The sequence below is a fragment of the Ramlibacter sp. PS4R-6 genome (assembly GCF_037572775.1).
Taxonomy (GTDB): Bacteria; Pseudomonadota; Gammaproteobacteria; order Burkholderiales; family Burkholderiaceae_C; genus Ramlibacter.
This window is the reverse complement of record NZ_JBBHKA010000001.1, coordinates 202,966-225,246: the sequence shown is the minus strand read 5'-3', so window position 1 is coordinate 225,246 and position 22,281 is coordinate 202,966. Positions and strand designations below refer to the sequence as shown.

At 70.6% G+C, this 22,281-nt stretch carries 17 protein-coding genes and 1 tRNA gene; 14 read left to right on the top strand and 4 right to left on the bottom strand.

Features of this window, described 5'->3' with window-relative positions:
- Positions 1-6,015 carry a hybrid sensor histidine kinase/response regulator gene (locus tag WG903_RS01090; RefSeq protein ID WP_340072336.1) on the top strand — a complete coding sequence of 2,005 codons (6,015 nt, stop codon included), beginning with the start codon at positions 1-3 and terminating at the stop codon, positions 6,013-6,015.
- Here WG903_RS01090 and WG903_RS01085 read toward each other — a convergent pair.
- A complete protein-coding gene (locus WG903_RS01085; RefSeq protein WP_340072335.1) occupies positions 6,005-7,327 on the bottom strand; it encodes a cryptochrome/photolyase family protein in 1,323 nt (440 codons plus the stop codon). The genes WG903_RS01090 and WG903_RS01085 overlap by 11 nt on opposite strands.
- Before the next feature lie 56 nt (positions 7,328-7,383).
- Here WG903_RS01085 and WG903_RS01080 point away from each other — a divergent pair, with 56 nt between their 5' ends.
- From WG903_RS01080 to WG903_RS01055, 6 genes are read left to right on the top strand one after another with little or no spacing between them, the layout of a single operon-like run.
- Positions 7,384-7,986 (top strand): YqgE/AlgH family protein, encoded by a 603-nt coding sequence (locus WG903_RS01080; RefSeq protein WP_340072334.1) that lies wholly within the window; start codon positions 7,384-7,386, stop codon positions 7,984-7,986.
- Entirely contained in the window at positions 7,983-8,399 is a 417-nt protein-coding gene (ruvX, locus tag WG903_RS01075) for a Holliday junction resolvase RuvX (RefSeq protein ID WP_340072333.1), read from the top strand. The genes WG903_RS01080 and ruvX overlap by 4 nt, the downstream gene beginning before the upstream one ends.
- Positions 8,396-8,893, top strand: a complete 498-nt coding sequence (gene pyrR, locus WG903_RS01070) for a bifunctional pyr operon transcriptional regulator/uracil phosphoribosyltransferase PyrR (RefSeq protein WP_340072332.1) — start codon at positions 8,396-8,398, stop codon at positions 8,891-8,893. Before ruvX ends, pyrR begins: the two co-directional genes overlap by 4 nt.
- Positions 8,893-9,855 carry an aspartate carbamoyltransferase catalytic subunit gene (locus tag WG903_RS01065; protein WP_340072331.1) on the top strand — a complete coding sequence of 321 codons (963 nt, stop codon included), beginning with the start codon at positions 8,893-8,895 and terminating at the stop codon, positions 9,853-9,855. Before pyrR ends, WG903_RS01065 begins: the two co-directional genes overlap by 1 nt.
- Positions 9,852-11,153 carry a dihydroorotase gene (locus tag WG903_RS01060; protein WP_340072330.1) on the top strand — a complete coding sequence of 434 codons (1,302 nt, stop codon included), beginning with the start codon at positions 9,852-9,854 and terminating at the stop codon, positions 11,151-11,153. The genes WG903_RS01065 and WG903_RS01060 overlap by 4 nt, the downstream gene beginning before the upstream one ends.
- Positions 11,154-11,157: 4 nt before the next feature.
- Positions 11,158-11,898, top strand: a complete 741-nt coding sequence (locus WG903_RS01055) for a lysophospholipid acyltransferase family protein (protein WP_340072329.1) — start codon at positions 11,158-11,160, stop codon at positions 11,896-11,898.
- On the opposite strand, the gene WG903_RS01050 is transcribed toward WG903_RS01055, so the two are convergent.
- Positions 11,882-12,112 carry a hypothetical protein gene (locus WG903_RS01050; RefSeq protein ID WP_340072328.1) on the bottom strand — a complete coding sequence of 77 codons (231 nt, stop codon included), beginning with the start codon at positions 12,110-12,112 and terminating at the stop codon, positions 11,882-11,884. The two genes, WG903_RS01055 and WG903_RS01050, sit on opposite strands and share 17 nt — an antisense overlap.
- A gap of 195 nt (positions 12,113-12,307) precedes the next feature.
- Between WG903_RS01050 and WG903_RS01045 the strand changes: the two genes are divergently transcribed.
- The gene (locus WG903_RS01045; RefSeq protein WP_340072327.1) at positions 12,308-13,522 is read left to right on the top strand and encodes a DUF4214 domain-containing protein; all 1,215 of its coding nucleotides are present in this window, start codon (positions 12,308-12,310) and stop codon (positions 13,520-13,522) included.
- Positions 13,523-13,544: 22 nt separating this feature from the next.
- On the opposite strand, the gene WG903_RS01040 is transcribed toward WG903_RS01045, so the two are convergent.
- The gene (locus tag WG903_RS01040; RefSeq protein WP_340072326.1) at positions 13,545-14,825 is read right to left on the bottom strand and encodes a hypothetical protein; all 1,281 of its coding nucleotides are present in this window, start codon (positions 14,823-14,825) and stop codon (positions 13,545-13,547) included.
- Between the two features lie 22 nt (positions 14,826-14,847).
- Here WG903_RS01040 and WG903_RS01035 point away from each other — a divergent pair.
- The 6 genes from WG903_RS01035 (at position 14,848) to WG903_RS01010 (ending at position 21,738) form a co-directional block, all read left to right on the top strand.
- Positions 14,848-14,922: transfer RNA gene (locus WG903_RS01035), tRNA-Arg, on the top strand.
- Positions 14,923-15,437: 515 nt separating this feature from the next.
- Complete coding sequence (locus tag WG903_RS01030; RefSeq protein ID WP_340072325.1) at positions 15,438-15,665, top strand: hypothetical protein; 228 nt, start codon at positions 15,438-15,440, stop codon at positions 15,663-15,665.
- Between the two features lie 368 nt (positions 15,666-16,033).
- Positions 16,034-17,998 (top strand): hypothetical protein, encoded by a 1,965-nt coding sequence (locus WG903_RS01025; RefSeq protein WP_340072324.1) that lies wholly within the window; start codon positions 16,034-16,036, stop codon positions 17,996-17,998.
- The gene (locus tag WG903_RS01020; protein WP_340072323.1) at positions 17,995-18,498 is read left to right on the top strand and encodes a hypothetical protein; all 504 of its coding nucleotides are present in this window, start codon (positions 17,995-17,997) and stop codon (positions 18,496-18,498) included. The genes WG903_RS01025 and WG903_RS01020 overlap by 4 nt, the downstream gene beginning before the upstream one ends.
- Entirely contained in the window at positions 18,495-20,060 is a 1,566-nt protein-coding gene (locus tag WG903_RS01015; RefSeq protein WP_340072322.1) for a GMC family oxidoreductase, read from the top strand. Before WG903_RS01020 ends, WG903_RS01015 begins: the two co-directional genes overlap by 4 nt.
- A 94-nt stretch (positions 20,061-20,154) precedes the next feature.
- Positions 20,155-21,738, top strand: a complete 1,584-nt coding sequence (locus tag WG903_RS01010) for a RimK family protein (RefSeq protein ID WP_340072321.1) — start codon at positions 20,155-20,157, stop codon at positions 21,736-21,738.
- Here WG903_RS01010 and WG903_RS01005 read toward each other — a convergent pair.
- A complete protein-coding gene (locus WG903_RS01005; RefSeq protein ID WP_340072320.1) occupies positions 21,624-22,250 on the bottom strand; it encodes a class I SAM-dependent methyltransferase in 627 nt (208 codons plus the stop codon). The two genes, WG903_RS01010 and WG903_RS01005, sit on opposite strands and share 115 nt — an antisense overlap.
- Between the last annotated feature and the right edge of the window lie 31 nt (positions 22,251-22,281).

Below are 22,281 nucleotides of genomic sequence, written 5' to 3'. Positions count from 1 at the left end.
ATGGAAGCAGGACAAGACCTGGACCTGGCCACCAACGACCTCGGGCCGCTGGCCTGGGTGCTCGACGAGCTGCGCAAGTCGCTCGAGGCGGCCTCCGCGGCGTTGCGCCGCTTCGTGCGCGACACGGCCGCGGCGCGCGGCACCGACATGGCCGGTGTCGACAACGCGCAGCTGCGCCTGGCGCGCCAGCAATTGCACCAGGCCGTCGGTGCCCTCGAGATGGTCGGCCTGGGTGCGCCCGCGCTCATGCTGCACTCGATGGAAGCGACGGTGCAGCGCTTCATCGACAAGCCCGAGCTGTGCACCGACGCGGCCGCCGCCAAGGTCGAGCGCGCCGGCTTCGCGCTGGCCGAATACCTGGAGGCCGTGCTGCTCGGCAAGCCCGCCTCGTCGATCGCGCTGTTCCCGCAATACCGCGACGTGCAGGAGCTCGCCGGCGCCGACCGCGTGCACCCGGCCGACCTGTGGAGCCACGAGTGGCGCTGGGTCGAGCCCAATACGCCGGCCGCGCGCAAGGCCGTCGTGTACGACCCGGCGGTGCGCCAGAAACTCGACACCGCGGTGCTCAAGGTGATGAAGACCGGCGATGCCGCGGCCGCGAAGGAACTCGCGGACCTGAGCCTGTCGCTCGCCGCCACGCAGGCGGCCAAGCAGCCCAAGATCTTCTGGAAGGTGTGCGCCGCCTACTTCGAGGCCATGGGCCTGGGCCTGCTGCCGCTGGACATCTACGTCAAGCGCGCGGGCTCGCGCATCCTGCTGCAGTACGCGTCGCTCGCCAAGGGCGAGCAGGGCGTATCCGACCGCCTCGCGCAGGACCTCGTGTTCTTCTGCGCGCAGGCCGTGCCGCCGAAGGGCGCGGACGCCGCGGCACTCGTGGCCGTGCGCCAGGCCTGGGGCCTGGGCAAGCACAGGTCGGTGGACTACCAGACGCCGCAGTACGGCCGCTACGACCCCGCGCTGCTCGCGCAGGCGCGCAAGCGCGTCGCCTCGACGAAGGAGCAGTGGTCGGCGCTGTCCGGCGGCGACGCCGGCAAGCTCAAGGGCCTGACGGACCTGTTCAACAACCTCGGCGACACGCTGCAGAAGCTGTATCCGCAAAGCACCGCGCTCGCGCCGGCGTTGGCCAACGTCGTCGATGCGGTGTTCCGCAGCGGCCGCCCGCCCAGCCCCGAGATCGCGATGGAAGTTGCCACCGCGGTGCTGTACCTCGAGGCGGCGCTGGCCGACCTCGACCCCAACGAAGCGCAGCTGGCCGAGCGCATGGCCAAGCTCGGCGCGCGCCTGCAGGGCGTGCTGCAGGGCGGCCAGCCCGAGCCGCTCGAGGCGTGGATGGAGGAGCTCTACCGCCGCGTGAGCGACCGCCAGACCATGGGCAGCGTCGTGAGCGAGCTGCGCGGCACGCTGTCGGAGCTCGAGAAGCTGCTGGACCAGTTCTTCCGCAACCTCGCCGACAAGGCGCCGCTGCGCGACGCGCCGAACCACCTCGCGCAGATGCGCGGCGTGCTGTCGGTGCTGGGCCTGGACCAGGCCGCCGCCGCCGTGCAGCGCATGCGCGACTCGGTCGAGGAGATCATCGTCACCGAGATCGACGAGGAGCACGCGCGCGGCGCGGGCACCTTCGACAAGCTGGGGAACAACCTCGGCGCGCTGGGCTTTCTCATCGACATGCTCAATTACCAGCCGGCGCTGGCCAAGAAGCTGTTCCTCTACGACGAAGCCACCGGCGAGCTGCGCCCCCTGATGGGACGCGTGCAGCATCCGCAGGAGGCCGAGGAGCAGGCCGATTCCAGCTTCGCCGCGCTGACCGAGGAAGTCGAGGAAGTGGCCAGCGGCTTCGCGCCGATGGAAACGTCGCAGCAGCTGAAGGACAAGCTCGACTCGATCGCCGCGCATGCGGTGCTCGCCGAGCAGCCCGGCATCGCGCAATCCGCGCGCGAAGCCGCCGCCGCCGTGGCGCACGACCCGGCCGCCGCGCCCAAGGCGCTCGAGCAGCTCGCCGCCGCCGTCAAGCCCGTGCCAGCGCCCGTCGCGCCGCCGCCGGCGTCCGACGACATCGAGGAAGACGACCTGCTCGACATCTTCCTGGAGGAAGCGCGCGAAGTCGTGGGCAACGGCCTGGCCGCCATCGAGTCGCTCGTGGTCGCACCCGCCGACGTGGGCGAGATGACCACGCTGCGCCGCGCTTTCCACACGCTCAAGGGCAGCTCGCGCATGGTGGGCCTGAACGAGTTCGGCGAGGCCGGCTGGGCGATGGAACAGGTGCTCAACACCTGGCTGGCCGACCAGAAGCCGGCCAGCGACGAGCTGCGCACGCTCGCAACCGACGCGCTGAAGGGCTTCGGGAAGTGGATCGAGGACATCGCCGCCAAGAACGACGGCGCGTGGAAGTCCTCGTTCTTCCGCGGCCCGGCCGATGCGCTGCGCACCGAAGGCCGCCTGGTCGCGATCACGCTGCCGGTTGCCGGCGAAGCCGCGCCGGCCGCGGTCGAGGAAGTGCCCGCCCTGGAGATTCCCGCCGAACCCGCGATCGGGGTCGAGGTCGAGGTCGTCGAGACCATCGAGCTGTCGGCGCCGGCGCTGGAGTTGCCGCCCGAGCCCGCGCCGGAACCGGCCCCCGCCGCGGATGCGGTGGCGTTCGAGATTTCGTTCGATGCGCCCCCCGCCGAAACGCCGCCGGTGCAGGAAGCCCCGGCCGAGGAAGCAGCGCCGGCCATCGAACTGTCGTTCGACCCGTTGCCCGACCCCGCGCAGGAAGTCGTCTCCTTCAACCAGACGCAGATCATCCGCGGCGAGCCGCCGCAGGCCGCCGAGATCCCGGCGGCCGAGCTGCCGCCGGAATTCGATTTCTCGCCGACGCCCACGCTCACCATCCGCGCCGAGGCCCAGCAGCCCGAGGCGGAGGAAGAAGCACCCGCGCCCGTGCCCGAAGCCGTCGAGATCGAAGGCATCGACTTCGCGAGCCTGTCCGCCGTCTCCGGCGCGGCCGAAACGCCGGAGCGCGCGCCGATCGCAGCCGAGAGCGACGACCAGGTCAAGGTGATCGGCACGCTGCGCATCGGCATCCCGCTGTACAACGTGTACCTCAACGAGGCCGACGAGTGGTCGCGCCGCCTTGCCACCGAGCTCGCCGAATGGGCGCTGGAGCTGGACAAGCCGGTCCCCGAATCGGCCGTCGGCATCGCGCATGCGCTGGGCGGCAGTTCCGCCACCGTCGGCTTCCACAGCCTGTCGGAGATCGCGCGCGCGCTCGAATACGCGCTGGAGCACACGCGCATGCTCGCCTGGGCCACGCCGCAGCACGGCAAGGCCTTCACCGAAGCGGCCGAGGAAATCCGGCGCCTGCTGCACCAGTTCGCCGCCGGTTTCCTCAAGGACCCGAACCCGGGCATCGTCACGGCGCTCGAGGCACTGAAGGCGCTGGACATCCCGCAGCGCGCCGACACGTCTTCCTCGGGTCCCGCGCCGCTGGACGAGCCGCAGGTGGATTTCGGCGAGATCGTCCCCGAGCCTCCGGTAGCCGTGCCCGCAACGCCCATGCCGGCCGCGCCGGAAGTGGCGCCGCTCGCGGCCAACGTCGTGCCCATGCCGTCCGCGGCCGCGCAGCGCGTCGTCGCGCAAGTGGATGTCGATGACGACGAGGAAGACATCGACGTCACGGACGCGGTGGACCCCGACCTGTTCCCGATCTTCGAGGAAGAGGCGGTCGAACTGCTGCCGCAGATGGGCGCCGCGATGCGCCAGTGGTCCGCGCGGCCCGACAACCGCAGCGCCCGCGACGAGGTGCTGCGTGCGCTGCACACGCTCAAGGGCAGCGCACGCCTCGCCGGCGCGCTGCGCCTGGGCGAACTCGCGCACCGCATGGAGTCGCACATCGAGTCGCTCGGCTCCGAGGGCGTGAGCGCCGCGGCCATCGACCCGGTGCTGCACCGCTTCGACGTCATCCAGACCAGCTTCGAGCACCTGCGCGCCGGCGGCGCCGCCCAGCCGGCAGCCGCCGAGGAGGCCGTTCAGCCCGACGCCGTCCAATCCGCCGCGCCGGCCACGCCGGCGCAGGCCGCTCCGCAGCTCACGCAGCTCGGCACGCAAGCCACGCCGCAGCGTGCGCTCGTCGCGCAGCCCGCGCTGCAGGTGACGGCGCAACGCGCGGCGGGCCATGCGGTCCGCGTGCGCGCCCAGCTGCTCGACCGCCTGATGAACCAGGCCGGCGAGGTGATGATCACGCGTTCGCGCCTGGAGTCCGAGCTGCGCCAGCTGCGCGGCTCGCTCAACGACCTCACCGGCAACCTGGACCGCCTGCGCGGCCAGCTGCGCGAGATCGAGGTGCAGGCCGAGACGCAGATGCAATCGCGCCTGGCGCAGGCCAAGGACACGGCCGCGGGCTTCGACCCGCTCGAATTCGACCGGTTCACCCGCGTGCAGGAACTCACGCGCTTCATGGCCGAGTCGGTGAACGACGTGGCCACGGTGCAGCGGAACATCCAGCGCGTCGTGGAATCGACGGAAGACGACCTCGTCGCGCAGGCCCGCCAGACGCGCGAGCTGCAGCGCGACCTGCTGCGCACGCGCATGGTGGAGTTCGAAGGCATCTCCGACCGCCTGTACCGCGTGGTGCGCCTGGCATCCAAGGAATCGGCCAAGCAGGTGAAGCTGGACATCACCGGCGGCTCGATCGAAATGGACCGCGGCGTGCTGGACCGCATGACGCCCGCGTTCGAACACCTGCTGCGCAACTGCGTGGCGCACGGCATCGAGGAGCCGTCCGTGCGCACCGCCGCCGGCAAGGACCCCAGCGGCACCATCGTCATCAACCTGCACCACGAAGGCAACGACGTGTCGGTGGAGTTCCGCGACGACGGCGCCGGCCTGAACCTCGCGCGCATCCGCGATAAGGCGGTGCAGCAGGGCCTGGTGCCCGCGGGCCACGAGCTCTCCGACGCCGAGGCGGCGCAGATGATCTTCATGCCCGGCTTCTCCACCGCGACGCAGGTGACCGAACTGGCCGGCCGCGGCATCGGCATGGACGTCGTCCGCGCCGAGGTCAACGCGCTGGGCGGCCGCATCGAAACGGCGACCACGGCGGGGCAGGGCACGAGCTTCAAGCTGGTGCTGCCGCTGACCACCGCCGTGACGCAGGTCGTGATGATCCGCGCCGGCAAGCTGTCCTTCGGCGTGCCCGCGAACCTGATCGAGATCGTGCGCCGCGCCGCCGCCAAGGAGGTCGAGCAGGCCTACAACAGCGGCACGTACGCGTTCGGCGACGAGCAGCTGTCCTTCTTCTGGTGCGGCGCCCTGCTGCAGGCTTCGCAGCGCAGCTCGGAGCCGGTGGGCAAGACGCTGCCGGTCGTGGTGTTCCGCAGCGCCGCGCAGCGCATCGCGGTGCACGTGGATGAAATCCTGGGCAACCAGGAAGTGGTGGTGAAGAACCTCGGGCCGCAGCTGGCGCGCCTGCCGGGCCTGGCGGGCATGACCGCGCTGGCCTCCGGCGCCGTGGTGCTGATCTACAACCCGGTGGCCCTGGCCACGGTGTACGGCGACCTCGCGCGCCAGCTCAGCGCCGACAGGGCGCAGCCGGAAGTGCTCGAGCAGGAGGCCATGCCGGCGCAGCCCGCCGCGGTGCTGATGCCCGCCGCACCGGCGATCCCGCTGGTGCTGGTGGTCGACGACTCGATCACGGTGCGCCGCGTGACGCAGCGCCTGCTGCAGCGCGAAGGCTACCGCGTCGCGCTCGCCGCCGACGGCCTGCAGGCGCTGGAGCGCTTGGCCGAGGAAAAGCCCACGGTGGTGCTGTCGGACATCGAGATGCCGCGCATGGACGGCTTCGACCTGGCGCGCAACATCCGCAACGACGATCGCCTGAAGGACCTGCCGATCATCATGATCACGTCGCGCATTGCGCAGAAGCACAAGGACCACGCGCAGGAGCTGGGCGTCGACCACTACCTCGGCAAGCCGTACTCGGAAGAGGAACTGCTCTCGCTGGTGCGGCACTACAGCACGCAGGCCGTCACGGCCTGACGGCGGCGTACCGGCGCAAGGCGCGCTCGCGCGCCTCGCCATGCGCCACGATCGGCGGCACGGCCTTGCGCCCCGCCAGCCAGTAACCCACGAACGACCCCTCGGGGTCGAACTTCGCCTGCTGGCTTTCGGGGTTGAAGATGCGGAACCACGGCTGCGCGTCGCAGCCGGTCGACGCGGCCCACTGCCAGTTGCCGTTGTTGGCGGCCAGGTCGTAGTCGTTGAGTTTCTCGGCGAAGTAGCGCTCGCCGCGCCGCCAGTCGATGCCCAGGTCCTTCACCAGGAAGCTCGCCGCGACCATGCGCAGGCGGTTGTGCATGAAGCCGGTGGCGTTGATCTGCGCCATGGCCGCATCGACGATGGGATAGCCGGTACGCCCCTCGCACCAGGCCGCGAAGCGCTCGTCGGCGTGCGCGCCGCTTTCCCACTCGATGGCGTCGTACTCGCGGCGGAAGGCGCCGTCCACGACGTGCGGGAAATGGGCGAGCACCTGGAAGAAGAAGTCGCGCCACACCAGCTCGGACAGCCACACGCCCGCGCCTTCGCTGCCCGCGCGCATGCGCCGGTGCGCTTCGCGCGCCAGTTCGCGCACGGACACGGTTCCGAAGCGCAGGTGCACGCCCAGGCCGCTGGTGCCGTGCAGGGCCGGGAAGTCGCGTGTGGCGCCATAGGCATCGATGTGCGCGAGGAAGTCGCGGAACATGGCGGCTCCGCCCGATACGCCGGTGGGCAGGTCGAGCTCGCGCAGGTTGGTCGCCTCGAACCCGAGGTCGGCCAGCGACGGCACGGGTTCGGCTTGGGGCGTCGGCACGAGCCGGTGCGCATGTTTGTCGACGGCATAGGAGCGCAGCTGGAAATCGTCGAGCTTCGCCAGCCAGGCGTTCTTGTACGGCGTGAACACGGTATAAGGCTTGCCCGCCTGCGTGAGGACCTCATCCCCGTCGAAGACGGCCTGGTCCTTGAACGCGTGGAAGGCGATGCGGTCGCGGGCCAGCGCGGTGCGCACCGCGTCGTCGCGGGCAATGGCCGCCGCCTCGTAGTCGCGGTTGGCGAACACCGCCTGCACGCCCAGCTCGCCGGCAAGCCGCGGGATTTCGTCGGCGGCACGGGCGTGCCGCACCACGAGCCCCGGCAGCAGCCGGCGCAGCTCGGCGACGCTTTCGCGGACGAATTCCACCCGCCGGTCCCGGCGCGGCAGGCCGCCGAGGATGGCCGGGTCGAAGACGAACACGGCGTGCACGCGCTCGCAGGCCCGCAGCGCCTCGTACAGCGCCGCGTGGTCGTGGGCCCTCAGGTCGCGGCGAAACCACACGAGGCCCTTTGAATACTTGGCTGGCACGGCAGGCGGCACCCGGTAAAATGGCGATCATGCCGTCCGATGCCGAGCCCATCAACCTCACGCATCACTTCCTCATCGCGATGCCGGGGCTGCAGGACGAGTCGTTCGTCCGCAGCGTGGTGTACCTGTGCGAGCACAGCTCGCGCGGCGCCCTGGGCCTGGTGATCAACAAGCCCAGCGACATCAACCTGCGCCACCTGTTCGACAAGGTGGACCTGCCGCTGGGCCGCGACGACCTGGCGGGCGCCCCCGTGTTCCAGGGCGGCCCGGTGCAGACCGAGCGCGGCTTCGTCCTGCACGAGGCGGTGTTCAAGGACCAGGACGCGGAATCGAAGGAGACGGTGTACGCCTCCACCATGACCATCCCCGGCGGGCTGGAGATGACGACGTCCAAGGACGTGCTGGAGGCGATCTCCACCGGCGCCGGCCCGAAGAAGGTGCTGGTGTCGCTCGGCTACTCGGCCTGGGGCGAGGGCCAGCTCGAGACGGAGCTCGGCGAGAACAGCTGGCTCACCGTCGGCGCGGACATCTCCGTGATCTTCGATACGCCGGTGGAGGAGCGCTACGAGAAGGCGCTGCTGCTGCTCGGCCTGCAGCCGTGGATGCTGACCACGGAGGCGGGGCACGCATGATGGGGCGACCCATCGACGTCCCGCCCCACTTCTCCACCTTTTTAGCTTTCGATTTCGGCGCGAAGCGCACCGGCGTCGCCGTGGGCAACCGCATGCTGCGCACCGCCACGCCGCAGCCGACGATCCGCGCGGAAGCCGGCGACGCGCGGCTGCAGGCGGCGGCCGACCGGGTGCGCGAGTGGCAGCCCGATGCCCTGGTGGTCGGCGTACCCTTCCACCCGGACGGCGCGAGCCACGACAATACGGCCCGCGCCCGGAAATTCGCCCGCCAGCTGGCTGCCCGCACGAAGCTGGCGGTGTACGAAGTGGACGAGCGCTACAGCACGACGGAGGCCGAGGGTTCGGGCGCGACCGACCCCGATGCCGGCGCCGCGTGCGTGATCCTGGAACAGTTCCTGAGGAGCCTGCCATGAAACCTGCGCTCGACGCCGAAGCCCTGTACCGCGACCTCGTGCGCGGCGTGCGGCAGCTCGGCGCCGGCAGCGCGAAGCTCGTGGGCATCACCTCGGGCGGCGCGTGGCTGGCCGAGCGCCTGCAGCAGGACCTGCAGCTCGCCGGCAAGGCGGGCGTGATCTCCTCGGCGATGCACCGCGACGATTTCGCGCAGCGCGGCCTCTCGGGCGCCGGCCAGCAGACGCAGCTGGATTTCGACGTGAACGGCGCGCACATCATCCTGCTGGACGACGTGCTGTACACGGGCCGCACCATCCGCGCGGTGATCAACGAGCTGTTCGACTACGGCCGGCCCGCCAGCGTGAAGCTCGCGGTGCTGGTGGACCGCGGCGGGCGCGAGCTGCCGGTGCAGGCGGACTTCGCCGCGGCCACGGTGCAGGTCCCCGACAAGCAATCGCTCGCGCTCGCGCGCGGCGCCGACGGCACCTTCAGTTTCCAGGTGGAAGGCCCCTGATGCTCCACAAGCGCAACCCGCAACTCAACCGCAACGGCGAGCTCGTCCACCTGCTCTCGGTGGAAGGCCTGCCGCGCGACATCGTCACGCACATCCTCGACACGGCGTCCACCTTCGTGAGCGTCAGCGACCGCGAGGTCAAGAAGGTGCCGCTGCTGCGCGGCAAGAGCGTCTTCAACCTGTTCTTCGAGAACTCCACGCGCACGCGCACCACGTTCGAGATCGCGGCCACGCGCCTGTCGGCCGACGTGATCAACCTGGACATCGCCCGCTCCTCCGCGAGCAAGGGCGAGTCGCTGCTCGACACCATCGCCAACCTCTCGGCCATGGCCGCCGACCTGTTCGTGGTGCGGCACAGCGAGTCGGGCGCGCCCTACCTGATCGCCCAGCACGTCGCGCCGCATGTGCACGTGATCAACGCGGGCGACGGGCGGCACGCGCACCCCACGCAGGGGCTGCTGGACATGTACACCATCCGCCACTACAAGAAGGACTTCTCGAACCTCACGGTGGCGATCGTCGGTGACGTGCTGCACTCGCGCGTGGCGCGCTCCGACATCCACGCGCTCACCACGCTCGGCTGCGCCGAGGTGCGCGCCGTCGGACCCAAGACGCTGGTGCCCGCCGACATGGCGCAGATGGGCGTGCGGGTGTGCCACACGCTCGAGGAGGGCCTGAAGGGCTGCGACGTGGTGATCATGCTGCGCCTGCAGAACGAGCGCATGAGCGGCGCGCTGCTGCCTTCGTCGCAGGAGTTCTTCAAGGGCTACGGCCTGACGCAGGAAAAGCTCGCGCTGGCCAAGCCCGACGCGATCGTGATGCACCCGGGGCCCATCAACCGCGGCGTGGAGATCGACTCCGCCGTGGTCGACGGCAAGCAGAGCGTGATCCTGCCGCAGGTCACCTTCGGCATCGCCGTGCGCATGGCGGTGATGAGCATCGTGGCGGGGAACGAAGCATGAAGATCCTGATCAGGGGCGGGCGCGTCGTCGACCCGGCCAGCAAGCTCGACAAGGTCTGCGACGTCGCGATCGCGGCGGGGCGCATCGTCTCGATCGGCGAGGCCGCCAGCTTCAGCGCCGCGCGGACCATCGATGCCGCCGGCTGCATCGTCGCGCCCGGCCTCGTGGACCTGGCGGCGCGCCTGCGCGAGCCCGGCTACGAGCACGAGGGCATGCTGGAAAGCGAGATGGCCGCGGCGGTGGCCGGCGGCGTCACCAGCGTGGTGTGCCCGCCCGACACCGACCCGGTCCTCGACGAGCCGGGGCTGGTCGAGATGCTCAAGTTCCGCGCCGAGAAGCTGCACCAGGCGCGCGTGTTCCCGCTGGGCGCGCTCACGCGCAAGCTCGAAGGCGAAATTCTGACCGAGATGGTGGAGCTCACCGAGGCCGGCTGCGTCGGCTTCAGCCAAGCCGACGTGCCGCTGGCCAACACGCAGGTGATGCAACGCGCCTTCCAGTACGCGGCGACCTTCGGCTACACGGTGTGGCTGCGGCCGCAGGAGCTGTATTTGGGCCGCGGCGTCGCGGCCAGCGGTGCACTGGCGACGCGCCTCGGCCTGCCGGGCGTGCCGGTCGCCGCCGAGACCATCGCCCTGCATACCATCTTCGAGCTGGTGAAGATCACCGGCGCGCGCGTGCACCTGTGCCGCCTGTCGAGCGCGGCCGGCGTGGACCTGGTGCGCCAGGCCAAGGAGCAGAAGCTGCCCGTCACCTGCGACGTCAGCATCAACTCGCTGCACCTGACCGACGCCGACATCGGCTTCTTCGACGCGCGTGCCCGACTGAGCCCGCCGCTGCGCCAGCAACGCGACCGCGACGCGTTGCGCGCGGGGCTGGCGGACGGGACCGTCGATGCGCTGGTGTCCGACCACACGCCGGTGGACGAGGACGCCAAGACCTTGCCCTTCGGCGAGGCCGAGCCCGGCGCGACGGGGCTAGAGCTGCTGCTCCCGCTGGCGCTGCGCTGGGGCGAGGAGAGTGGTGCGGGCCTGGTGCGCGCGCTGGCCGCGGTCACCAGCGCGCCGGCGAAGGTGCTGGGCGCGTCGCTGGGCACGCTGCAGGCCAGCGTCGGCCAGCTGGCCAACGGCGCGGTCGCCGACGTGTGCGTGTTCGACCCGAAAGCCGAATGGACGGTGGACGCCGAAGGCCTGCGCAGCCAGGGCAAGCACACGCCGTTCGCGGGCTACCCCATGCGCGGCCGCGTGCGCTGCACGATCGCGGCGGGCCAGCTCGCGCACGAGGACCGCCCGGCCGCGTGACGCGATGAGGGCCTTGCGCGCCGCGTGGCGCCTCCTGCGCGCGCTCGGCGTGGGCCTCGCCGGCTGGCGCACCATCGCCTTCGAGTTCCCGCGGCTGGCGCCGCACGAGCGCGAGCAGCGCGTGCAGGACTGGGCGCGCCGCATGCTGCAGGTGCTGGGCATCGAGCTGCGCCTGCTCGGCACCGCCCCCGCGCACGGTCCCCTGCTGCTGGTCGCCAACCACATCTCGTGGCTGGACATCCTGGTGATACATGCGGCGCGGCATTGCCGCTTCGTGTCGAAAGCGGATGTCAAGCACTGGCCCCTGATCGGCACGCTCGCGACCGGCGCGGGCACGCTCTACATCGAACGCGAGTCGCGCCGCGACGCCATGCGCGTCGTGCACCACATGGCCGATGCGCTGCGCGCGGGCGACATCCTGGCCGTGTTCCCGGAAGGCACCACGACCGACGGCCGCGAGCTGCTGCCCTTCCACGCCAACCTGATCCAGGCGGCCCTCTCGGCGCCCGCGCCCGTGATGCCGGTGGCGTTGAGCTTCGTCGATGCGCACAGCGGCGAGACGAGCTTCGCCGCCAGTTACATCGGCGACGAGACGCTCGTGGGATCGCTCTGGCGCACGCTCACCGCGCCGCCGCTGGCGGCCATCGTCGCATTCGGGGAGCCGCAGCCGCCGCAATCGCGCGAGCGGCGCGCCTGGGCCGCGGACCTGCGCAAGGCGGTGGGCGAGCTCAGGGCTCGTCGCTGAATTCGGCGCGGCCGGCGGGCTGCTTGCGGAAGAGGACCTCGCCGGTGGGCACGTGCACCACGCGGATTTCGCCCGACGGCTGGGTGAAGCTCTTCGCGGCCATGGCGACCGCGAGGCCGCGATCGCTGAAGAAATACTGTTGCGCGCCGGGCTGGGGCAGGAAGCGGCCGGCGATCGGGTAGCTGCTTTCGACTCGGAATTCCTCGGAAGGCATCGTGTTCCCCTGGTGCGTCTTCAATGCTACGCAGGGCATTTGACGTCGCGGTGGCAGCCCTGTCTGTAGGAGCGCGCCGACACCAGCGTCGGACACCGCGATGGCTACCCCTTTCCAGTCCTAGCCCGTCTGCGCCATTGCTGGCACGGCAGTGCATTCCTAAAGTCGTCCCATCAATTCAGGAAGGCTTTCGCAATGGCAATTCAGACTGGCACCTCGGGCAACGACGCGTTCGTGGCCCACCCCGCAATCGACTACCAGAAGGGCCAGCTGGTCTTCGTCCTCGGCGGCATCCCCGCCGGCGGTGAGTGGCCGAAGATCGGCGTCCTGATCAATGGCCAGTGGACCGCCACGGCCACGATCGACGCCTATGTCATCAACGGCAACACGCAGACGGTGACGGTGCAGCTGCCGACCGGCACGATCACGAGCGTGGGCCTGCAGTACTTCAACGACGGCAGCGTCGGGTCCGAGAACCGCGACCTGTACATCGGCAGCGCATCGCTCAATGGCGTGAACCTGCCCTTGAACCAGGGCACCTACGCGATCGACGGCGCGTCGCCCATCCCCGGGCAGAACGAGATCTACCGCAACGGCACGCTCACGTGGAGCGGCTCGGTGGTCAGCAATGCGATGGCGACCTCGGCGAAGGCCGAGAACAACGACATCACGGGCGGCGCGGGCTTCGACGTGGTGAGCTACACCGGCAAGGAGCTGCCCCTCTTCGACTTCAAGTACCAGGCCGACGGCTCCATGACCGTGGAGAGCTACCGCGCGGGCTTCAAGGACACGCTGCACGGCATCGAGAACATCCTGTTCGACGACACGAGCGGGTCGGGCGCCAATGCCACGGTCGACGCCGCGGGGCGCGTGATCGACGGCGGCCGCGGGTTGGACACGCTGGTTCTGTTCGGCCACACCGACCAGTACTACGTGTCGCACACGGCAACGGGCGTGTCGATCTACGGCAATGGCGTGGACGAATGGATCACGAACGTCGAGCGCGTGCAGTTCACGAACGGCTTCCTCGCCTTCGACATCAACGGCAATGCGGGCATGGCTTACCGCCTGTACCAGGCCGCGTTCGACCGCAAGCCCGACGTCGGCGGGCTGAGCTACTGGATCCATGCGATCGACGGCGGCCAGTCGGTGCGCGACGCCGCCGCCTACTTCGCAACCAGCCCCGAGTTCAACTCCAAGTACGGCCCGCTCGACAACCAGCACTACGCCGCGCAGCTCTACACCAACGTGCTGCACCGCACGCCGGACGCGGGGGGCCTGCAGTACTGGGTCGATTCGCTCAACAAGGGCACGTCGCGCGCGGAGGTGCTGATCGGTTTTTCGGAGTCCGCCGAAAACCAGGCGAACGTGATCGGCGTGATCGAGGACGGGATCTACTACACGCTGTGATCGCGCCGGGAGGCCGGCGCCCTCAGTGCGCCGCCGCCCAGGCCAGCAGCAGGTCGATGGCCTTCGCGATCTCGCCGGCGGTGCCGCGGTATTCCGCGGAGCCGCGCGGCGCGCCTTCGCGCGTGTACCACTCGTAGAAGCCGTTGTCGCGCACCACGCGATCGAGCATGGGCCCGATCTCCTGGTAGGCCTGCGCGACTTGGCCGTGCGCCACCATCTGCTGCACGATGCGCGCGCCGAACCACGGCCAGTCGCCCCCGTTCTGGTAGAAATATTCCGAGCCCATGTACTCGGTGTTGGCGAAGAAACCGGCGGGGTAGGCCGGGTAAAGCGACACGCCGACGCTGGCCGAACCCGAATCCACCTTGTTTCGAACCATGCGCGCGAAGGCCTGCAGCACTTCCGCCTCTTCCAGCATGCCGGCCTGGATCGCGACCGCAGTGCCGCCCTGGAAGTAGATGCGCGATTCGTCGAAGCTCGCCGGGAAGGGCGAGCCTTTCTCCAGGTAGACGTGCGGGATGAACTGCGTGCCGGTCCACAGGTGCGTGCGGACGGCGGCGCGCAGCGCGGTGCGCTTCGCTGCCCACGCGGAGGCATCGCGCGCGATCGCCCCTTCCAGCGACTGCAGGTCCGCCAGCGCCAGCGACAGCATCGCGTTGTCGTAGATGCTGATGGCCGGGTGGCTCGCATCGCTCAGGTCCACGCCGGGCACGTCCTCGGGCTGCACGTCGCCCCAGTCGGCGCGCGTTCCGCCCCAGACCAGGCCGTACGCCGCCGCATAGCGCTGCGAGTACAGGAAGTTCAGCGCGTTCTCCAGCCGCACGATCACGGGCACGCCTGCCACCGATTGCGTCAGGAACGCCGTGTCACCGGTGGCGGCGACGTACTTCGCCACCGCCTGCACCAGCGAGCTTTCCTGGTCCGATTCGACCGTGCCCTTGAACGTCGCGCCGTCCAACAGGGCAATGCCGTCGGCGATGTTGCCGTCCGCGCCCTGGTGCGCCAGGAAGAGTTCGAGGTACTCGCGCACCTTCTGCGGCCCCTGGGCCTCGATCGCGAGCGCAAGGAAGGTGTTGAGGTCGCGGATGAACACCGCCGGGTAGCCGCTGCCCGCCGCGAGCGAACCCGCGGCGAGCTGCCTGGCCTTGGCGCGCACGGATGCGAGGCGCGTGTCGCTGCGAATGGTCGCGGCGAGCGTGGCCTCTGGCGACGGCGGGGGCGACGAACCGCCGCCGCCACCGCAGGCATGCAGCAACAGCGCGGCGAGGGCGACCGCCAGCGCGGCGAGGAACGGGTGTTTCATAAGACCTAGAATCGGCGTCACCGCCGCCGTAGTTCAATGGATAGAACGAGCGCCTCCTAAGCGCTAGATACAGGTTCGATTCCTGTCGGGGGCGCCAGGGCGGCCTTGAGGTAGTCGCGCACTTCGGGCGTGCACAGGCGCAGGGCCGCGCGCAGCGCCGCCACCTGTTGCGGCGAGGTCTTTTGCGGCCGCGCCGGGAACGACGGGTCGGGGTCGTGGAAGGCCGGTCCCAGCTCGTCGCGTAACCACGCGTTTTCGGCGGCGATCAACTCCGCGAGCGGCCGGGCCTCGGCCTCCAGCAAACCGAACTTCGGCCCCTTCATCCGCCGGATCGCCTGCAAGCCGGGCTGGGTCAGGAACTGCTTGAGCTCCTGGTTGGTTCCTTGCCACCGGCTACGGCCGAAGCGCCGGAACAGCACCGACAGGACGCGCACCGACAAGTCGCTGGACCCTTCGTTGACCCGCTTCCACTCGAGGCCCTCCAGGTTGCGCAAGCCGATGGTTTCGAGGAAGTAGCCCGGCGGGCCGTGCGGGTGCGCGACCGCCGTTTCATGGCTGTGGAATTCCACCTGCGGGAACACCGAGCGGACCATTTCCATGCGGGGCCGGACGATGCCCTTCGAACGCACGAGTTCGTCCACCGCCTCGCCCAGCGTCAGCGCGAGCTGCCCGCGCACCCGCTGCCCCACCATCGAGTCCAGCCACGGGGTGATGTGCCGTACGTGGCAGACCACGCGCAATTCGCACCCGATGGACGTGAGCCAGTCGCGCAAGGCGGCCAGTTCGTCCGGTGCATACGTCGAAAGGCCTTCGGCCGACAGGATCGAAGGGCCGCGGTAGGACCGCAAGGCATCGGCGAACTGCGCCTTCACCGTCTCGCGCTCGTGGTCCGCCAAGGTGAAGGAACCCGCCTCGAACTGCCCCTCCAGGCCCATGCGTCCCGGGTCGCGGCGGAACAGGTTGCGCAGGATGAACGTGTGGTTGGCTTCCTCGGGCCCGCGCGCGCGCACCGTGGGGTACTGGAAGCCGCGCGCCCGCAGAACGACCTGGTTCGCCGCGCAAGTGGCCTGGATCGAGGAGGAGGCCGTCTTGTGCAGGCCGACGTGGAGGATGAGTTGCTGCGCCATGCGTGGGCCCGGTTGGGCGCTGGAAGCATAGCGCAAGCGGTGTGCGACACTCGCCGCAGGAGCGACGATTGCGGGGAATCCATGCGCTTGCCTCCGGCGCCTTGCGCCATCTTTCCGCTGCTGCTGCTGGCTTCCGGGCTCGCGGCGGCGCAACCCGAAACGCCGGAACGCGCGGCTGAGTTGCTGGCGCGCGGCGCGCCTCCCCCGATGATGGCGGGGCAGAACCATGCGGTGCCGCCCATGCCCACGGCGGCGCAGCAACCCAACCCGCTGGATGCCACGTTGCGCCAGGTGCGCACCACGCTCGCGGCGTCGCCGCTGCGCTCGCCTACCGGCGTCACGAGCCGCGACTACGCCGCGATCGCCAACGGCATCGTGCAGTACTTCCGCCACTTCCAGGCGCCGGGCGGGCGCATCGTCGACCCGTTCATGCGCCGCGAGTTCCAGTACAGCACGCCAACGTATGCGCTGGCGGCGGCCACGCTGGCGACAGGCGCGGGTGTGAACGACCTGCTCGACAGCGCCGCGCGCGCTCTCGACAGCTCCCTGTTCCAGCTCGCCTCCGGGACGCCCGCCGACCGGCACGGCGACTTCTTCATCGTGCCGACGATGCTCGCGTACGACCGCCTGCAGGGCCGCGTCGATGCGGCCACGCGCGCGCGCTGGGAGAAGTACCTGCGCATGATCGACCCCAAGGTGGCCTACACCGACCTGATCGGTCCGGGCCAGGCCGACGTCATCAACTGGAACACCGGCGCGATCGCCGGCGAGTTCATGCGCCACAAGCGCGGCTTCACCGACGCGGCCTTCGCCGAGCGCTACCTTGCCGCGCAGCTGCCGCGCTTCACGCCCACCGGCACCTACCGTGACCCCGGTGCGCCGGTGGCCTACGACGCGGAGGCGCGCTTCAACCTCACGATGCTGCTGGAAGCGGGATACGACGGCCCGCAGCGCCAGGCGCTCGAGACGCTGTTGGAGCGCGGCGCGTGGGCGGCGCTGCTGATGCAGTCGCCGCGCGGCGACGCGCCCGCCGGCGGCCGCAGCGCCGAGCATGCGTGGAACGACGCGCTCGCTTGCGCGACGTTCGAGCTGTGGGCGCGCCGCAGCAAGGCCAGGGGCGACATGGCCGCCGCGTCGGCCTTCAAGCGCGCGGCCCGCCAGGCGGCGCGCGCCGTCGCGCGCTGGGTGCGGCCCTCGGGCGAGCTGTGGGTGGTGAAGAACCGCTTCGACCCCGCGGTGCGGCGCGGCTTCGAGCCCTACTCCTCGCACTCGCAGTACAACCTGCTGGCCGCCGCTTACCTCGCGATCGCCGCGAGCGTGGCCGACGAATCCATCCCCGAAGGTCCCAGCCCCGCCGACGCGGGGGGCTTCGCGATCGAGCTGCCGGCGCTGCACAAGGTGTTCGCGAACGCCGGCGGCCACTACCTGGAGATCGACACCGCCGCCGACATCGACTACGACAGCACGGGCCTCATGCGCGTGCACCGCCCGGACATGGACAACGCGATCGGGCCCAACGCCAGCGCACCGGCGAAGCTGCTGCCGCTCGCGGCCGGCGGCATCGCCTGGCCCGACGGCAAGGGGGGCTGGGAGTGGCTGGCGCAGTTCGGGCAGGGCAAGGTCAAGGCGTCCATGAGCGTGGCCACCGCCACGCCCGCGAAGGTGGAGTTCTCGGTGCGCTACGAGCTCACGGGCGCCGCGATCGCGGCGGTGACCGAGAGCTATTCGCTCGCGCCCGACGCCGTGACCGTCACCGTGCGCCTCGAAGGCGGCACGGCCGACCGCTGGCGCCTCGCGTTCCCTGCGTTTTCGGGCGACGGCCGCGAGCGCGCAGGCATAGGCGCCGCCAACGAAGGCCTCATCGTGCGCACGGCATCGTCCGCGCAGGGCCTGCGCATCGTCGCGCCCGACAAGGCGCAGGCGCTGCGCACGGGCCGCATCGTCGCGCTGCGCAACGGCGACTACGAAGCGATCGAATGGGGCGGCGCGGGCCGCCAGGTCACCTACCGCCTGGCGGCACCATCCGCCGCAGGCACGCCGCCGTGAAGGGCACGCGGCGCGACTTCGTGCGGCAAGGCGGCTGGGCCGTCGCCGGCGCATACGTGCCGGCGCAGGCGCAGCAGCAGCGCCCGGCCGCCGACCCGGCGGCTTCGGTTCTCGCGCCAGCGGTGGTGCGCACCTTGCGTGCCAGCGCCGAAGCGATCACCGGCGTGGCGCCGCTGCGCGGCCACTACGAAGCCTACTGGCGCTACCACGCCCTGCACGACGCGAAGCGCCGCGAACTCTATGGGCGCTTCGCCGACACCGTCACCGCGAGCGCCGCGGCCGCCGGCATCGCGGACTTCGCGGCTGCTTCGCCGCAGTCGCGCCTCGCCGTCCTGCAGGGCCTGCGTTCGCTGCCCGAGCAGGCGCGCGCCTTCGAGAGGCCCGTGTTCCAGGAAATCCTCGCCATCTTCCAGCGCACGGATGCCTGGCTGCAACTGGGCTACGAGGCCTGGCCGGGCAGCGCGCGCGGCCTCGACGAGTACCGGCGCGCACCGCGATGAAGCGCGTGGCCATCGTCGGCGCGGGCATCGTCGGCACCACGCTCGCGTGGCACCTCGTGAAGGCCGGCCATCGCGTCGACCTCTTCGAGACCGGGCCCGACATTCCCTATCCGCACGCGCCGCAGTTCGCCAACGAGGTGCTGTTCGCGAACCAGTTCGCCAGGCCGGCGCAAGCGATCCCCGCCGCGCTGCCCGCGGACGTGCGCGGCCTTGTGCAGACCGGCGACTATGCGTGGCGCATCGACGACGAAAGGTCGATGTGCGTCGGCGGGCAGGCGACGCGCTGGTGGGGCATCACGCCGCGGCTCGTGCCCGAGACCTTCGCCGGCTGGCCCATCACCTACGACGACCTCGAGCCCTGGTACGGCGAGGCGGAGCGTTACCTCGGCATCTCGGGCTCGGCCGACGACAACCCGTTCGCGGCGCCGCGCAAGCAGCCGTACCCGCTGCCGCCGTTCGAGCTGGGCGCGGTGGACCTCGAGCTGGCGGCGCGCCTGAAGGCGCAGGGGCTGCACGTGCACACCACCGCGCAGGCGCGCACGCGCCGCGCGTACGACGGCCGACCGGCGTGCAGCAACTACGGCACCTGCGGCACCTGCCCGACGGGCGCGCGCTACAGCCCCAACCACCACCTCGCGCAGGCGCTGCGCACGGGCCTGGCGACGCTGCACACGCGCTCGCTCGTGCGCCGCATCGTGATGGAAGGCAACCGCGCGCGCGCACTGCTGGTCCACCCCGGCCTCGGCGCCGCTTCGCGTGAGCACGCAGCCGACGCCATCATCGTCGCCGCGGGCGGCATCGAATCCGCGCGCCTGCTGCTGCTGTCCAAGGCCGGGGGCCCGCACCGCGAAGGCCTGGGCAACGACTCGGGCCAGGTCGGCCGCAACCTGGTGTTCCACCATGTCTGGCGCGGGCAGGTGGAGTTCAGCGAACGGATGCTGCCGGGCCGCGCCGGGCCGCCGACGATGCTGTCGCACCAGTTCGTGCGCCCGGCGGCGCCGCGCGAGCACGGCGGCATGACGGTGGAACTGTTCGACACCTTCAGTTCGGCGGCACTTGACGCGGTGATGCGCAAGCCCTGGCGCGACGGCGCGCAGGTCGTCGAAGCGATGCGCCCCGGCACGCGCCTGCGCACCCTCACCTTCAACGCCGAGGCGCGGCGGGGGCCGGGCAAGTACGCGGCCTTGGCCAAGCAGTCGGCCGACCGCTTCGGCGATCCCTACATGCATGTGCACTACGAACTGGACGACTTCGACCGCGCCACCTACAAGGCTGCGACGGGCATAGGCGCGCGCTTCGCGCAGGCGATGGGCGCCGTTGCGGGGCGGCTCGACGACATCGCGTCGTACTGGTCGGCCCACCACCACCTGGGCACGTGCCGCATGGGCGCCGACGCGCGCGAAGGCGTCGTCGACTCGTTCGGCACGGTGCATGGGGCGCAAGGCGTCTACGTCTGCGGCGGGAGCACCTTCGCCAGCGCGGGCGCGCTGCAGCCGACGCTGACGATGGTGGCGCTGGCGATCCGCAGCGCCCGCCGCATCGCGGACACGCTGCGCGGCTGAGCAATTGGGGCCGACCCCGCGTGCGGCGCCGCCGACGCGCGGCAGGGCAGCGGGCCGTCGCACCTGTCAACGGTTCGCGGGCAAGCTGGTGGGGGTGAGCATCCTCTTCGTCGTCGACCGCACTTCGCACTGGCCGTTCGAGATCCCTGGCTCGAGCGTGGCCAGCGCCCGCGCCTACCTCACGGAACCCGCGTACGCCAACCACCTGAGGGCACGGGTCGTGAACCTCTGCCGTGTCAACCGCTACCAGGGGCGCGGCTATTACGTCTCGCTGCTGGCCGAAGCGCGCGGCCATGAACCCCTGCCCAGCGTGAAGGCGCTGGGCGACCTGCAATCCGACGAGCTGCGCCAGGCCATCGCCGACAAGGTCGCGGAGCTGACGCGTGGCATCCAGCACGAGGAGAGCGACCGCTTCGAGCTGGATGCCTATTTCGGCCGCGACCCCTCGGGTGCGCATGGCCCACTCGCCCAGCAACTGTTCGACGCGAGCCAGGCGCCGCTGCTGCGTGCGCAGTTCCGCCGCAGCGACGATGGGTGGCAGCTGGAGAAGCTCACCCCGATCTCGGCCGACGACGTGCAAACGCGCCACCGCGAGTTCCTGCTGTCCGCGGCGACGGAATTCGTGACCGGCGACAACCGCGCGCCGGCAGCCACCGGGGGCAGCCGCCGCACGCCCGTGCTCGCGATCCTGCACGACCCGGCCGCCGAGGACAAATGCTCCAACGAAGGCGCGCTGCGCAAGTTCGTCGAGATCGCGCCGCGCGTGGGCATCGAGGCCCGGCTCATCGAGCCGGGCGACGTGGACCGCATCGAGGAGTTCGACGCGCTCTTCATCCGCGCCGACCCCAGCGTCGACAACTACACCTACCCGCTGGCGCGCAAGTGCGAGTCGCTGGGCATGCCGGTGATCGACGACCCGGAATCGGTGCTGCGCTGCTCGAACAAGGTCTACCTCGACGAGCTGCTGACGCAGCACGGCATCCCCAAGCCCAAGACGCTGAAGGTGCACAAGGGCAACGTCGGCGAACTCATCCCCGCGTTGGGGCTGCCGCTGGTGCTGAAGGTGCCCGACGGCGCGTTCGGCCTCGGGGTGGTCAAGATCGAGAGCGAGGAGGACCTGCAGAAGCACGCGAAAGAGCTCTTCGCCCGCTCCGAGCTCCTCGTGGCGCAGGAATGGCTTCCCACCGAATTCGACTGGCGCATCGGCGTCTTCGACGGCCGCCCGCTTTTCGCGGCGCAGTACATGATGGCGCCGGGTCACTGGCAGGTGCACAAGCGCGAGGACGGCCAGCACACCGAGGGCGACACGATTGCCTTCTCGATCGGCGAAGTCCCCGAAGTGGTGGTCGAGACCGCGCTGCGCGCCTGCAACCTGATCGGCCGCGGCCTGTACGGCGTCGACCTGAAGCAGTCGGGCGAGAAGTGCTGGCTGATCGAGGTGAACGTCAACCCGAACATCGACGCGGGCAACGAGGACCAGATCCTGGGGGATGCGATCTACCGGGAGATTCTCGGGGTGTTCGCGCGGCGCATGCGCGCGAAACGCAAGACGGCCGCGCCCGGCTACGGCCGCACGGCGTACACACGGAACCCGGAGGCCACCCTGTCCGAAACGAACGACGAGCGCCTGGCCGCGGCCGCCAGCGGCAGCAGCAAGGGCACGCGCAGCAGCTTGTAGGCGAAGCTGTCCTTCATGTGCAGCCACTCCCACACCACCCAGTAGAGCGTGTGGTAGACGGAGGCGAGGGCGCGGACCTCCTCGACCCGGAACCCGTTCCTCTCGAACAGGAGCGTGAACCCGTCGCGCGTGAAACGCTGGAAATCCCCCGGCACCTTGTGCTCCGGCTGCAGGAAAGGAACGCTCGCCACCACGCGGCCCCCCGGCCTGAGCACGCGCAGCATCTCCGCCACGCACGCGTCCGGGTTGGGGACGTGCTCGAGGACGGCGATGCAGATCACCGTGTCGAACGACGCATCTGCCAGCGGCAGTTCGTGCAGCGGGGAGACGACGTCGATGGCCTGGCGGTCGTCGCCGGGCCAGGCGTCCTGGTTGACGAGTTCGCCGGGAACCAGGTGGCGGATGCTGCGCCAGCCGGCGCCGGCGTTGAGCACGCGCCCGTCGAACCAGCCGCGCTCCCGCGCTTCGCGCAGCTCGTCGTCGATCGGGGGCCAGATCACGGACTGGGACACCGCCCGCCTCAGTCCGTCGAGCAGCTGCATC

Excerpts from the sequence above, each read along its gene's own strand:
- ruvX (WP_340072333.1), top strand. The coding sequence starts at position 7,983 with ATGATGGGGCGACCCATCGACGTCCCGCCCCACTTCTCCACCTTTTTA.
- WG903_RS01025 (WP_340072324.1), top strand. The coding sequence starts at position 16,034 with ATGCGCTTGCCTCCGGCGCCTTGCGCCATCTTTCCGCTGCTGCTGCTG.
- WG903_RS01030 (WP_340072325.1), top strand. The coding sequence starts at position 15,438 with ATGCCCTTCGAACGCACGAGTTCGTCCACCGCCTCGCCCAGCGTCAGC.
- WG903_RS01090 (WP_340072336.1), top strand. The coding sequence starts at position 1 with ATGGAAGCAGGACAAGACCTGGACCTGGCCACCAACGACCTCGGGCCG.
- WG903_RS01040 (WP_340072326.1), bottom strand. The coding sequence starts at position 14,825 with ATGAAACACCCGTTCCTCGCCGCGCTGGCGGTCGCCCTCGCCGCGCTG.
- WG903_RS01055 (WP_340072329.1), top strand. The coding sequence starts at position 11,158 with ATGAGGGCCTTGCGCGCCGCGTGGCGCCTCCTGCGCGCGCTCGGCGTG.
- WG903_RS01050 (WP_340072328.1), bottom strand. The coding sequence starts at position 12,112 with ATGCCTTCCGAGGAATTCCGAGTCGAAAGCAGCTACCCGATCGCCGGC.
- WG903_RS01080 (WP_340072334.1), top strand. The coding sequence starts at position 7,384 with ATGCCGTCCGATGCCGAGCCCATCAACCTCACGCATCACTTCCTCATC.
- pyrR (WP_340072332.1), top strand. The coding sequence starts at position 8,396 with ATGAAACCTGCGCTCGACGCCGAAGCCCTGTACCGCGACCTCGTGCGC.
- WG903_RS01060 (WP_340072330.1), top strand. The coding sequence starts at position 9,852 with ATGAAGATCCTGATCAGGGGCGGGCGCGTCGTCGACCCGGCCAGCAAG.
- WG903_RS01045 (WP_340072327.1), top strand. The coding sequence starts at position 12,308 with ATGGCAATTCAGACTGGCACCTCGGGCAACGACGCGTTCGTGGCCCAC.
- WG903_RS01065 (WP_340072331.1), top strand. The coding sequence starts at position 8,893 with ATGCTCCACAAGCGCAACCCGCAACTCAACCGCAACGGCGAGCTCGTC.
- WG903_RS01015 (WP_340072322.1), top strand. The coding sequence starts at position 18,495 with ATGAAGCGCGTGGCCATCGTCGGCGCGGGCATCGTCGGCACCACGCTC.